The 13,830-nt window shown below is 48.2% G+C and carries 8 protein-coding genes; all 8 read right to left on the reverse strand.

Annotated features, from left to right (window positions below; all coding sequences use genetic code 11):
- Positions 1-22: 22 nt before the first annotated feature.
- Positions 23-1,525 (reverse strand): c-type cytochrome domain-containing protein, encoded by a 1,503-nt coding sequence (locus tag ON006_RS24500; protein ID WP_244822655.1) that lies wholly within the window; start codon positions 1,523-1,525, stop codon positions 23-25.
- 58 nt (positions 1,526-1,583) lie between these two features.
- Positions 1,584-1,904: an L-rhamnose mutarotase gene (rhaM, locus tag ON006_RS24505; RefSeq protein ID WP_244822656.1), complete on the reverse strand. Its 321-nt coding sequence runs from the start codon at positions 1,902-1,904 to the stop codon at positions 1,584-1,586.
- Between the two features lie 36 nt (positions 1,905-1,940).
- Positions 1,941-3,416, reverse strand: a complete 1,476-nt coding sequence (locus tag ON006_RS24510) for a DUF1501 domain-containing protein (RefSeq protein WP_244822657.1) — start codon at positions 3,414-3,416, stop codon at positions 1,941-1,943.
- 229 nt (positions 3,417-3,645) lie between these two features.
- Entirely contained in the window at positions 3,646-6,396 is a 2,751-nt protein-coding gene (locus tag ON006_RS24515) for a DUF1553 domain-containing protein (protein ID WP_244822658.1), read from the reverse strand.
- Positions 6,397-6,628: 232 nt separating this feature from the next.
- Positions 6,629-8,224: a RagB/SusD family nutrient uptake outer membrane protein gene (locus tag ON006_RS24520; protein WP_244822659.1), complete on the reverse strand. Its 1,596-nt coding sequence runs from the start codon at positions 8,222-8,224 to the stop codon at positions 6,629-6,631.
- A gap of 29 nt (positions 8,225-8,253) precedes the next feature.
- The gene (locus tag ON006_RS24525; RefSeq protein ID WP_244822660.1) at positions 8,254-11,691 is read right to left on the reverse strand and encodes a SusC/RagA family TonB-linked outer membrane protein; all 3,438 of its coding nucleotides are present in this window, start codon (positions 11,689-11,691) and stop codon (positions 8,254-8,256) included.
- A gap of 171 nt (positions 11,692-11,862) precedes the next feature.
- A complete protein-coding gene (locus ON006_RS24530) occupies positions 11,863-12,939 on the reverse strand; it encodes a FecR family protein (RefSeq protein ID WP_244822661.1) in 1,077 nt (358 codons plus the stop codon).
- 194 nt (positions 12,940-13,133) lie between these two features.
- Entirely contained in the window at positions 13,134-13,718 is a 585-nt protein-coding gene (locus ON006_RS24535; RefSeq protein WP_244822662.1) for an RNA polymerase sigma factor, read from the reverse strand.
- Positions 13,719-13,830 lie beyond the last annotated feature (112 nt).

Below are 13,830 nucleotides of genomic sequence, written 5' to 3' on the forward strand. Positions count from 1 at the left end.
GAAAATTTTGAAAAGGAGCAGACTACGGTTTCTTTACAGGTTCATTCGCGGCAGTGGCAGTAGTATCCCCCGCTTTTAAAAACTGGGCAACCTCTGCTTCACTGAATCCATTAACCACCAAAAGTCCCGGATACTGTTTCGTTACCTGGCTCACAGCCGTATCGGTAACCGCCGATTCCCAGACATATACCGAACGAAGCTCTTTCATACCGGCAACGCTTTTGAGCCCTGCGTCCCCGACTTTGGTATCCACCACATTGAGATAGCCCAGGTATGGCAGATTTTTGAGTTCAGCAATGCCCTTATCCGTAACAATGGTATGTTCGAGGTGCAGTTTGTTCAGGTTTTTAAATTTGGCAATATCCTTCAAAGCCGCGTCCGTAACCTTGGTACCGCCCAATTTCAGCCATGTAATTTGCTCTGAAACCGGTGCCAGTAAGGCCATTTCTTTATCACCAAAAGCAGGCGCATTCACCGCGCTCACTTCCAGTAAATTCTGGTCCTGAGATAATGTATTGACAATTAATCCTGCCTTCCTCAATGCCTGAATGTCCTTTTCATCCGCCGGCGGCACTTTCAGGCTGAATACTGCCGATTCAGGTTTTTTGGAAGAACCCGAAGCCCCGCCTTTGCTTAACGACGCCAATACAGGTTTAACTTCCTCAGAAACTTTCAAATCCGCTACTTTTTTGTCCGATGGCGCTCCCTGATCGATCCACCAGGTGAGCAAGGTGATCTGATCGGTGGTCAGCTGTGGTTTGCCTTTGGGTGGCATATGGTCGTCATCGTTTTCTTCGAGCAGGCAACGTTTGATCATATCACTTTCTGTGCTTTTACCGGATACAAAAGCTGGGCCGCCCTCGCCCCCTTTAACCAGCAAAGCCAGTTCGTCCATCCGAAGATCACCCTTTTTCTTGCTCGCATTGTGACACTGGACACAACGTGCTTCGAGTATCGGCTGCACAATGTCTTTGTACACCAGCGCCTGCTCCACATTTGCAATAGGTTTAATTTCTTTCGCTTTTTCTTCCAGCGGGTCCATTCCTGCCAGGCTGCGAAATGGCTCAGGCGTGTATTGCGTCAGGTAATCCGCGCCGTGCGTGAGCGAACCACCGTCGTGCCCTGCGCTCATTGTAAGCACAACCGCAATGCCAAATGCAGGCAGGTGGACCAGCTTGCCAAAAGGAATAACTTTCCCGACCCGATCCGACTTCACCAGCCACGCTACCCAGGCAAATGCCGCCACACCAATGCCTTTCCACATATGGTCGCCCAGCAATTCCTCGTCATACCCGCCTCCCAGCGAAAGCATATAGCCCGCAATGCACGCGAAAGTGGCGCTTATTGCTGACCAGAAAAGTATAAATACGACTGTCCCTTCGCCGATATTGATCTTACCGCTTCTCCTGCCGATTTCGAGCAAGGCGGCGATCAACAAAAAACCAATGGGTAAATGCACCAGCACCGGGTGAAACCTTCCGATAAAAAGTGCCCAGGAAGAAGCCTGAAGTAGAGGGAGTAACATACCGAAATCCAGCATTAAGACGTCAATTCAAATGTTTAAATAAGTTGGGGCTCTGATTTTATAACCTGAAAACTTCCGGGCAGGATACCGCCACGGGCGAGTTATCAGCATTGACTTCCATAATATCGGCCATATGGTCCCACCATTTTTTCATGATAGGCAGGCCCGCGAGACCGGCCGTTTGTTCATTACTTCCCAGTTTTTGAAAAGCAAACAAGGCCAATGTTTCTTCGTCGAGAAAAATATAGTACTCTTTGATACCCGCTTCGATCAAAAGCTGCGATAATTCCGGCCAGATTTCATCGTGTCGTTTTTTGTATTCTGCTTCAAATCCCGGTTTAAGCTGCATCCGGAATGCTTTTACTAAGTCCTGGTCCATTTTTTGGCTTTATTCGACGAAAAAATAAATGTTTGATCAGGCAATTACGTCTTTGACAACCTTGCCTTCTGTATCGGTTAACCGGAAGTTTCTGCCCTGGAATGGATAGGTAAATTTCTCATGGTCAAAACCCATCAGACTAAGGATCGTGGCCTGCAAATCATGCACATGAACCCTGTCTTTTACGCCGTAGTAACCCAGTTCATCGGTTTGTCCATGGCTGTGTCCCCGTTTCACCCCGCCGCCGGCCATCCACATTGTGAATGCATCCAAATGGTGATCACGGCCCATAAATGGCATCACCAGTCCATTCCTGTTTTCCTGCATCGGCGTTCTTCCAAATTCCGCACCCCAAATAATCAGTGTCTCTTCCAGAAGACCACGCATTTTCAAGTCTTTGATCAATGCAGCAATCGGCTGGTCTGACTCCCGGCATTTCTGACGCAAGCCTCCTTCCACATTATGGTCTTTCGAGGTACCGTGTCCATCCCAGCCCCAGTCAAACAGCTGTACGAAACGAACATCGTTTTCGACCAGTTTACGTGCTAAAAGGCAGTTCATAGCGAAAGTACCCTCGCCCGGTTTCACGCCGTACATATCCAGTATGAACTGAGGCTCTTTGGAAACATCCATTACCTCAGGCACCGACATCTGCATTCGGAAAGCCATTTCGTACTGGCTGATGCGGGTCAATATTTCGGGGTCTTTTACGTCCTCGTAAGTCTGGCGATTTATTTCATTAATTGCTTCAATGGTCTGTTTACGCATATCGCGGTTCATCCCACTCGGGTCACTCACATACAAAACCGGATCGCCACCTGTACGGCATTGCACGCCCTGATATACCGACGGCAAAAAGCCGCTGCCATAAACGCTCTTTCCAGCATCAGGCTGTTGTCCTCCCGACGCCAGCACTATGAAGCCCGGCAAATTCTGGTTTTCAGATCCCAGCCCATACACCGACCACGCTCCCAGGCTTGGTCGCCCCAGCCGCGCACTTCCGGTATGCATCAGCAGCTGCGCGGGTGCGTGGTTGAACTGGTCGGTATGCATTGCTTTCATGAATGTGATCTCGTCCGCAACAGTTTGCAAATAAGGTACGTAGTCCGACATCCAAGCCCCAGATTGACCGTACTGGGCAAATTTTCCTTGCGGACCCAGCATTTTGGGCACACCCTGGATGAATGCGAATTTTTTCCCTTCCAAAAACTCCGCCGGACAATCCTGACCGTGGTACTTCACCAGTTCCGGCTTATAATCGAACAATTCCAGCTGCGAAGGCGCCCCCGCCATATGAATGTATATTACCCGCTTTGCTTTGGGAGCAAACTGCGGGATTTTAGCAGCGGCAGCATGCTCGGCAACGCTAGTACCAGCGCTGGAACTGCCGCAGGAACCCAGCAAAGAACCTAGCCCCAACGCTCCCAATCCAAATCCTGCCGACTGCAGAAAGTGCCGGCGGGTTTGCCGGTGCAGATCTGCATATTGAAGTTCTTTCAGTAGTTTTTCCATTTGTTTCTATCTAGGTCTGCTGCATCTCTAGCCCCAGGCTAAAGCCTGGGGTTTGGGGGATTCCGGTATCTCCGGCGGCCTCCGGCTCCCCGGTATCGCCGGCTCTCCGGCATCTCTGGCTCCCCGGCTCCGCGGTATCTCCGACTCCCCCGGCATGTCCGTCTCCCGGGATCTTCTCCGGTATCTTCGGCTTCCCGGCCCCGCCGCGCCCCAAGGCTGAAGCCTTGGGCTACTCCTTGGTTACTACATTGTCCAGGTTTAGCATTACGTTGGCGGAGATCGTCAGGGCGGCAAGCTCGGGCGATCTTTCCTTGCCGTAGGCCAGAATGCTGTCTGCATCAACCGGTTTCTTTCGGTAGGCGCTCAATGCATCCTTGTATACTTTTACCAGCACATTCAGGTTCTTTTTCTCGATTGGCTGGAATGTCAGCATCCGGTATCCCTCGGTCAATTGCTGCTCAGGTGTTTTGCCTCTTTTCTGCATTTTAGTGGCGAGTTTTTCAGCAGCTTCGAGATACACCGGATCATTCAATGTCACCAATGCCTGCAAAGGTGTATTGGTCAATATTCTTCTGGATTGACAAAATTCGCGGCTAGGCGCATCAAACGTGACCATCGAAGGATACGGAGCCGTACGTTTCCAATAAGTGTAAACGCCTCTTCTGTAACGGTCCTCGCCTTCACTCAGTACCCATTTTTCACCGCTATAAGGCGATTGCCAGATCTTATCGGGCTGGGGCGGCATGACACCGGGGCCGTACATTTTGTTTGAAATCAATCCGCTGCATGCAAGCGCCTGGTCACGTACTTGTTCGGCGCTCAGCCTTACCCGCGGGCCGCGTGAGATATAAATATTGTAAGGGTCCTTTTCGAGTTTGTCATGATCCGTTTTGGAACTCTGCCGGTAGGTCGCCGACATTACAATGGTTTTCAGCAGCTTTTTAACACTCCAATGATCGGTTTCGATAAAATCGGCTGCCAGCCAGTCCAGCAGTTCAGGGTGGCTTGGTTCTGCGCCCTGGGAACCGAAATCCTCCACTGTTTCCACGATTCCTTTACCAAAAAGCTGCTCCCAGAAACGGTTTACTACCACTCTTCCAGTCAATGCATTGTCGCGGCTTACTATCCATTTGGCCAGTCCGAGGCGATCGCGGGAATATTCTTTCGGCATCGGTGCCAGTAGTTTTGGCACGTCCGGCTTCACTTCGGCACCTTTTACCATCCAGTTTCCGCGCACGAAAACGTTGGTTTTTCTTGCAAAATCACCTTTCCCCTCCCAAATCACCGGCATACTTTCCGTCGGGCGAGTGAGTACTGTCGCATAGTCGGCGACAATTTGTTCATACCCCGGCTGACCAGCTCCCGGCAACCCTTTTTGGAAAGAAGCCCAGCTGATCCGCAGCCATTCGGTGGGCGTTTTCGGACTGTTTAACGATAAATAAATGTCATGCTTTCCAGTGGTTTGATTCACCGGTGCAATAACTACCGTATCTCGCATCGGAATCTTGATCGTGGAAAGTACCGGTCCGTCCAATTTGTCCAGATGCAATGTTAATGTCGCGTTTTCAGCTTTCGTAGACACATTCATTAACACATTATCCACACCCGTGAGGTTAACTTGTGGAATTCGTGCATTGCCTTTGTCTTTGACACCATAGTAAGAAATTAGCAACACCGTAGACTGATCCCCTTTCACAAAATTGTGCGCATTGATCTTTGGCTCCATCACCTTCATGAACTTCGTTTTGGCTTCGAGTTCCTCCGGCTTGTATTTTTTGATCCAGCCTTTGACCCGCTCTACCCGGGCCGAATCCTCGCCTTTGTAAAACCTCAGTTTCGGCCACTCGTCCCACACATCTTCGTCACGGGAATTGTTAAAAAACGCTGCATACTTATAATAATCTTCGTGCGGGATGGGATCATACGGATGGCTGTGACATTGAATGCAGCCAAATGTAGTTCCCTGCCAAACCTCCCAGGTTGTGTTCACACGGTCGATCAAAGCGGCAGTACGAAACTCTTCGTCGTCTGTGCCACCTTCATTGTTTGTCATGGTATTACGGTGAAAACCAGTGGCTATCATATTCTCCTCTTTGGGAAAACCGTCCTGCGATGCTGGTAGTAAATCACCGGCGAGCTGTTCTATCGTAAACTGATCGAAAGGCTTGTCTTCATTGAATGACTTCACCACATAGTCGCGGTAGCGCCACATGGTGCGGCCACCATCGCTTTCATAGCCTTTTGTATCAGCATAGCGGGCAAGGTCCATCCACATCGACGTCCATCTTTCGCCGTAAGAAGGAGATTTCAGCAGGCGGTTCACTACTTTTTCATACGCGTCGTCAGACTCGTCGTTTTCGAACTCGCTCACTTCCTTTTCCGTAGGAGGCAATCCTGTCAGATCGAGACTGACCCGGCGGATCAATGTAGCCTTATCTGCTTCCGGGGAGACGGACATCCCCTTATCTTTTAATTTCGCCAGTACGAAATGGTCTACTTCATTTTTGGCCCATTTTTTATCCCCAATGTTGAGCAGGCCAAACAGGTTACCAATGCTGTTTAAGGAAGGTACTTCCGGTCTTTCTATTCGTTTGTAAGACCAATGCTTTTCCCACTCAGCGCCTTCATTGACCCATTTTTTTAATGTATTGATTTCGCTTTCATTAAGTGGCGTGCCGTTTTTTGGCATACGGTCGTCAGGATCATCGCTCAATATGCGTCTGATCATCTCACTGGCATCCGCATCGCCGCGCACAACGGGGATCTTACCCGATTTGCCCGGTTCCAGCATCTCATGTTCGAACAAGAAGCTTACGTCACCTGCTTTTTTCACCCCTCCGTGACAGCCCATGCAGTGCTTGTTGAGGATCGGTTTCACCTCCGTGTTGTAGTCCGTTTTCGAATCAAAAACTCCCGACAGGAAAAAAGAAAACAGCAGCACAGCTAATCCGATAACACCCAGTACTATACCTTTTACCATTGTCCGGTGAAAAATTATTATTTTAAAACAAATGCTTGTCAAAGAATGTAAAAGACCATTCCCTGAAAAAATTACCCTTTGCAATTTTACTTCATAACCTTGGGAATATGTATGGACAAAAGAACTTTTTTGATAGACAAAAATGAAGAAACCCCGGGAATTTATCTCCCCGGGGTTTCTTCGTTCATTTATTCAGATCCCTGATCTCGTCAGGTTATTCCAATTTCGAATACTAATTCCAGCCATTCGCAATGTCTTTTGCTACGTTCGGATTATAGTTTTTCTCAACATCCGGAATAGGTAGCAACACATTTTTATCAGCGAATGGCTGCTTGCCGTCACCCGGCTCCGCTGCCCGCTGGCTATTAATGGTCTGTTTGGCAATACCCCATCTGATCAGGTCAAAATAGCGGCTCTGTTCTCCGCAAAGCTCCACTTGCCTTTCCCGAATGAGCAAATTTGTGGCAGCAGCCTGAGCGCCGAGAGTAGTGTAAGCCACCGCACCGGACCTTTTCCTCACCTGGTTGATCAGTGCCAAAGGTTCATCACCGGTTTTGCCTTGTTGAATGTACGCTTCTGCCAACATTAACAACACATCGGCATATCTGATCACCTGGCCGTTGATCGAACTTTGAGGGCCGCCATAAGATGCCACTTCATTATAGTACTGGTATTTTTTCCAAACAAAATACCCCTGAGGATCATCTGCTTTGAATGGAAATGCGATTTTTCCGCCTTCACATTTCTGGCAATATTCGGTATCACCGCCACTTTCCTTGTTTCCGTAAAATGTAAACTTAGCCCGTGGGTCTACGTAGGCAGCGCCTGTTGACGGGTTCGGGTATTGAAATGCTTTTACGGTAGTAGTCGGTACATACACATTGAACCAGTCTTTGAACCCATATTCCTGTGCACGGTCCGAGTGACTCGCTTTTCCACCCCAGGTTTCCTGTCCGCCGAATACATAGTACTGGTTACCAATGCCCCAATCCGTCCATTTCGCATTCATGATCTGAAAAACGTTTTCAGGGCTGCTCTGGTTGGTCGAACTGAACAGGTTCTCGTACGAAGGATCGAGCGAGTAAGTATAGGGTGCGGTCGTGAGCTGTGCCAATGTAGTCTGGGCCTGTGCCCATTTCTTTTGATACAAATACGTTTTCCCAAGCAACGCAATGGCCGCACCTTTTGTCGCACGACCTAGTCCAGTGGCGGCATCATAGGTTACCGGAAGGTCTGCAGCAGCAAGGGTAAGGTCGCTTTCAATAAAGCTCCATATGGATTCCGCAGAAGAACGGCTGGGATAATTGTTGGCCACCGTGCTATCATATGCCGTGATCAATGGTGCTTTTCCCCAAAGATTTACAATGTTAAAATAGGCATATGAACGCAAAAACCTCGCTTCCGCGATGTATTGTTTGGCTTTCTGCTGATCGGCGGCGACGGTTGGCTGCCACACATTTGCGCGGTCAATAACTACATTGGAGCGCAGTACCAGCCGGTACAAGCTGTTCCAAAGCTGCCCGATCTGCGCCTGGCTGGTACCGAACGAGTAGTCTGCCAGTTGCGCCATGTCTCCTTGCAGGTTGGTAGTCTTTTTGGCTTCATAACCCAATAAATCGAAAATAAAATAGTACTCTCTCGACCACAACCCATTGTGCAGCAGGGTAGCATACGTCGCGATCACGGCCTGGTTCAATCCATCGCTTGAATTAAAATAGGTAGAGAAATCGTAAGCGCTCTGGCTTTTCAGGTCCAGTTTCGATTCGTCGCAGGCAATAATATTGATCGCTGCTATCAATCCGGCAAAATATAATATTATCCTTTTCATATGTATTTCTGATAATTTTATTCCAATGATTAAAACCCTAATTGTAAGCCTGCAAGCAATGTTCTCGGCTGTGGTAATTGCTGTCTGTCATCAATTCCGCGTGAGAAAATGTAGCTTCCACCGTTTTGCGTGCTTACCTCAGGATCATATCCTTTGTACTTGGTGATTGTCAGCAGGTTTTGCGCTGCAACATATATCCGGATGCCGCTGAACACTTTGCCGCCTCCAATACTGCTCACAATGCTTTGAGGCAGTTTGTAGCCCAGGGTAATGTTCCTTAGTCTCAAATAGCTGCCGTTTTCCAACCACCAGTCGGATGGACGCAGGTTACCATCGCCGGTAGCGCTCTGGCCAGCTCTCGGAAGTGTAGCCACGTCGCCTGGCTTTTTCCATCTGTTCAGGATTTCAGTTGAAGCGTTGTGTCCGGTAGATTCATTCTCGGTCACGAATTTGAATGCATTAACCAATTTCAGGCCCGAAACACCGGACACTACCACATTCAGATCAAAGTTATGGTAGGTAACGCCTCCGTTGAATCCGTATACGATTTTTGGAATAGGGTTGCCCAGGATTTTCTGATCCGTAGTAGTTACTTTGCCATCGCCATCAATGTCTTTGAAAATAAAATCCCCGGGAAGCAGTCCAGCCTGGTATTTGGTGGTCGCATCACCGCTTTGCTCCGCAGCTTTGGAATTCAGGGCATCTACTTCTGCCTGATCTTTCGCTACGTGATCCAGCGTGTAGCCGTAAAATGAACCAATCGCCGAACCTGCTGCCGTGTAAGTGAATGTTGGCAAATTGCTGAATGCACCCGCCTGTATCGGTGCCGCAAACTCACTTCCCAGCGAGTTCACAACGTTCTTGTTATAGGCAAGATTGGCGCTGATATTATAGCTCAATCCGCCGCTCGTCACGTCACGAAAGCCTACAGAGAACTCCACTCCTTTGTTCTGCGCACTGGCCGCATTCGCATATTTGCTGGGTTGCCCACCGCTACCTGACGCTCCTGTACTTCCCGAAACGGGTACACTTACGAGCAAGCCGCTACTTTTTCTGTTGTACCAGTCTACCGTCACGCTCAGTTTGTTGCGCAGAAAAGCGAGGTCAATACCAATGTCGGTCTGGTCTGTTGACTCCCATTTAATGTTAGGGTTAGCCAATGTATTGATGGTCGTTCCGGGATTGAAGCCTTCATTGGTGCCCAGCGAATACACCAGGTTCCCGTTCGGGCTGCCGCTGTAAGTAAGTACCGAGGTAACACCGGTTGTAGGAATGGTATTGTTTCCAGTCCGTCCGAGGCCGATACGCAGCTTTCCGTCGGTCACGAAAGGAAGATTGCTTTTGATAAATTCCTCATCCACAAACCGCCACGCGAGTCCTAGCCCATAAAAGTTACCAAACCTGTTGTTGGCACCAAAGTTGGACGCACCATCACGACGAAAGCTTCCTGAAAGAATGTATTTGTTGTCAAAAGTATAACCCAGCCTAGCGAAGTACGAGATCACCGACGACCGTGCATAGCCGTAAGAGCTTCCAGTAACCGCCTGGGATTGCGCCACGCTGATATTCTGAATGTTGTTGTTCGGAATATTAGTACCCGTCGCATTCAGGCCGGAAGAATTGCCCGGATCAAGATAACTGTTACCAACAGTTGCGGAAACGCTGTGATTTCCAAATACGCGGTTGTAGGAAAAGTAATTTTCAAGTGTATAAAATGAATAGTTACTATACCCCAATGTGGCTTGCTGCGGATTGGTAAGGTTGTTTCCAGCCGTGTAAGCATATTGGTAGCTATTGGTTTTCGCTCCGCCAATCTCTGCTGAAAGCTGAGTCCTGAAACGCAGGCCACCAATAATGTCCACCTCTGCAAATACCTGTGGGAAAAATACGAAACCTTTATTAACCGGATGGTTCAGATTGATCGCCGCCAGCGGGTTGTTACCATTGCTGAAATCGTCGACATTGGTCGTATTGGAATACCCTCCCGGGATACTCGCGTCGAAAATTGGTTTGTAAGGAGCAAAATATACCGCATCCGAAATGCTAGCCACCTGGCCGTCGTCTTTCGTGTGGCGGATATTCAGGCTTTGTCCCAAATGGAACCTGCCCAATGTTTCGTCCAGACTGAACCGCGCATTGATCCGGCTATTCGTAAAGTTTTTGACAATGGCCTGTTGTTTGATATAACCCAATGAAAAGTTATAAGCCACTTTTTCGCTTCCTCCGCTGATATTCACATCATTTTGAGAAACCAATGCGGAGCGGAAAATCTCGTTCTGCCAATTGGTACGGTCCTGCGTCACATCCGGAGTATTGAACTTCGCTGGTAGCACCGAATTGGTAGTCGACGCGAAATCTCTCAGCAGATCAATGTACTGGGATGCATTCAGCAGGTCCAGTTTTTTCCAGGCACTTGCAACGCCCCATTGCGTATTGAAATTGATTTTCGGAGCGCCAGCCTTGCCTTTGCGGGTAGTAATGATCACCACACCATTGGCAGCTGCCGAACCGTAAATCGCTGTGGAAGAGGCATCTTTCAGGATCGTTATGTTCTCAATGTCCTGGGTCGCTAATGTATTGAACATCGTTTTGCTGCCCTGAATACCGTCGATCACATACAATGGGTCTACACCTGTGAAGGAGCCCGTTCCGCGGATCAGGATCTGAGCGTCGGAGCCCGGGGTACCATTGGATTGCAACACCTGAACACCCGCCGACTTACCGATCAGCAACTGTGAAGGATTGGTAGCGGTCGTAGAACCTGCGTCCTTGGCAGAAACAATGTCCACCGAGCCTACCACGTCCTTTTTGCGGGAAGTACCATAACCGATTACCACCACTTCATTCAACGATTTATCGTCTGGTGCGAGGCTGATTACCAGATTCGTCCGGTCGCCCACTGCCACTTCCTGAGATCTATATCCCACAAAACTGAACACCAGTACCGCCGCTTTATCAGTTACTTCCAGTTCGAAAGCTCCGTCGGCGTTGGTAAGCGTTCCCTGCTGAGTGCCTTTCAGGCGGACACTGACACCCGGAAGGCCCTCCCCCTTTTCGTCATTTACCTTGCCTTCTACACGGATCTCCGCAAAGGTTTTATCCTCCCAGAGCAATTCTGACTGTTCTTTCGGGACACTGGCTTTCTTTGAAGTAAGCAAGATTCGGCCCGATGGCGTTACCTGATAGGAAATCTCCAATGGGGTCAGCAATGAATTCAATGTCGCTGAAAGTTTCTGGTTCGAAGCGTGGATAATCACAGCGCGACTCGCCCGGATCGCCTTATGACTGTATGCAAATTTCACGTCCGCCTTTGCTTCTATTTGGCTGAGAACTGCCCTGAGCTCGGTGTTATCAGCATGTAGCGTAACATTACGTTCCAAAATCTCCTGTGCTTTCCCGTCGTGAGCCGCATATGTGAAGCCTCCGAAAGCAATAGAAAAGATAATTTGGGTCAATGAAATTTTCATGAGCAGATAGAGTGAGGCTCGATTTTTTTGGTATCGATTTTTTTTCATAGTTTAGAACGGTTTTTTTATAAAAAACTAAATTGATTTTCTCCCTCTCATATCTTGGAGGATCGTGAGCAGAAAGGAGATTCTTAATGGCCGGCAGTGTTCCACCACTGCCGGTTTTTGCATTTATTTCGCGTCACATCCTTCTCCGTCGATCAGGATGCGGGTACCTTTTACTTCATATGTTGCCATGTTTGATTTACAGATCAGGTCCAGCTTGTCGTACAGCGACATGTCGGAAACATCTCCGGTGAATGAGCATTTTTCGAGGTGATCGCTGGATAGTACAATTTCAATTCCGTATTCACTTTGCAGCTGCGCCATGATATCAGTCAGCAGTTCATTGTTGTACACCACTTTCGGCGCAACTACCGCCGCAGCAATGGCGACGGGCTTCTCAACCAGGCTGGTCATGAGGTGTCCGCTTTCTGTGAAATAGGTAACCCGCTGATTTGGAGTGAGTACGACACCATTGTTTGGCTTGTGAAGTTTGCCTGACGGTTCCTTGGTCACTGTTGTATGAATGTTTTCAAAAACAGACACTTTACCGGTAACCACTTCTACTTCCACTGCATTGTCACCGGCCTTGGTGATAATCCTGAAACTGGTCCCTAGTACTTTGGTCACCAGGTTACCGCTAAAAACTGAAAATGGTCGGTGAGGATCTTTGGTTACTTTGAAAAACGCATTGCCCGTCAGCTGTACTTCGCGTTTGTCTCCGGGAAATTTATCAGGGTAAATGATGCGGCTGCCCGGACATAGTTCAATGACGCTCTTATCGTCGAGCGTAATTATTTTAGCTTCCTTGGTTTTGTTTTCAGTGGTGATCAGCTTGCCGGTACTAATCTTGACCAGGATCGGCTCCGAGTTTGCTAATGTCCGCACTACCTCCTTTTTGTTAAAAAACAGCAAAAAAGACAATGTCAATATCACCGCCGCAGCAACACCTGAGTAGAACACCGACGAAAATCTCCACGAAGCGTTTAGCGGAACAGGTTCTTCCATAAACCGCGGCTCCATTACTTCCTCCCGGATATTCTTCAACAACTTTTCTTCCAGCGCCTGCCTGTCGTCATCTGTCAGCGCGATCGAAGAGCCCGCATTCAGGCTTTCATACCATTTGTGAATTTGTTCAATTTCTTCCTCCGTACAGTTGCCCTGTCGGTATCGTAAGAGTAGTGTTTGTAAATCTTTTGTATTCATCAATGAAAGGGCTGGGGTGAAAGAATAGGCAACAGAACATAAGAAGACGTTCTGAATGATAAGCCGATTATTTCGTTGAATGCCCTAAATCATTTTAAATTTTCTTTGAAAGATTATATGAATACTCCAAAAAGGAACCAATGTTCTTTAAATAATAATAGGGAGGGAACGTGGAGAAAAGGCAGGCGGAGAAATCAGGAATTGAAAAATGTAAGCAGTGCCAGCAGCGAAATCAGCGATTCTTTGAGGTACGACCGCATCGATTTGGTGGCTTTGGTAAGATGGTACTCGACGGCTTTTTCGGATAAATGCATGTGACCGGCGATTTGAGATATCGACCAGTTTTCCATGCGGCTCAGCCTGAAAACCTCTTTGGACTTTTCGGGCAGCGTGTCCAGTCCTTTGTCGATGTTTTCGACGAGCTCGTTGAACGCAATGGTGTTTTCGGTATTGGTTTCTTCAAAATTGGTGAATGCCTGGTAGTAGCTCAGGTAGGCATTCTGCGGCCCATAGGCCCTGATGTAGTCAATCACCTCGTATCGGACGGCTGAAAAAAGGTAGTAGTCAAGCGAAATGATCTTTACGCTTTCCCGCTCTTTCCACAGCCTTGTAAAGATGTCCTGGATAAGCTCCTCGGCGACTTCACGATGCTGAAGTTTCCGGTAAGCTACCACAAACATGCGGTACCAATATTCTTTGTAGATCGTGGTAAAGGCTTGCTCATCGCCGCTGCGCAGGGCTTCTATCAGAATTCGATCGGATAATCGCGTGCTTTCCAACTTCTTCTATGCCTGAAAAGGTGTCAAATTAACATTTCTTCAAAGTTATATTAATTAATACAATAATTCTATTTTAAATATTTTATTTAATTGGAATTTAACCACCGGATTA

Origin of the sequence: Dyadobacter pollutisoli (assembly GCF_026625565.1) — a bacterium.
GTDB lineage: Bacteria > Bacteroidota > Bacteroidia > Cytophagales > Spirosomataceae > Dyadobacter > Dyadobacter pollutisoli.

Coding starts and splice junctions, on each gene's coding strand:
- ON006_RS24500 (WP_244822655.1), bottom strand. CDS start 1,525: ATGTTACTCCCTCTACTTCAGGCTTCTTCCTGGGCACTTTTTATCGGA.
- rhaM (WP_244822656.1), bottom strand. CDS start 1,904: ATGGACCAGGACTTAGTAAAAGCATTCCGGATGCAGCTTAAACCGGGA.
- ON006_RS24510 (WP_244822657.1), bottom strand. CDS start 3,416: ATGGAAAAACTACTGAAAGAACTTCAATATGCAGATCTGCACCGGCAA.
- ON006_RS24515 (WP_244822658.1), bottom strand. CDS start 6,396: ATGGTAAAAGGTATAGTACTGGGTGTTATCGGATTAGCTGTGCTGCTG.
- ON006_RS24520 (WP_244822659.1), bottom strand. CDS start 8,224: ATGAAAAGGATAATATTATATTTTGCCGGATTGATAGCAGCGATCAAT.
- ON006_RS24525 (WP_244822660.1), bottom strand. CDS start 11,691: ATGAAAATTTCATTGACCCAAATTATCTTTTCTATTGCTTTCGGAGGC.
- ON006_RS24530 (WP_244822661.1), bottom strand. CDS start 12,939: ATGAATACAAAAGATTTACAAACACTACTCTTACGATACCGACAGGGC.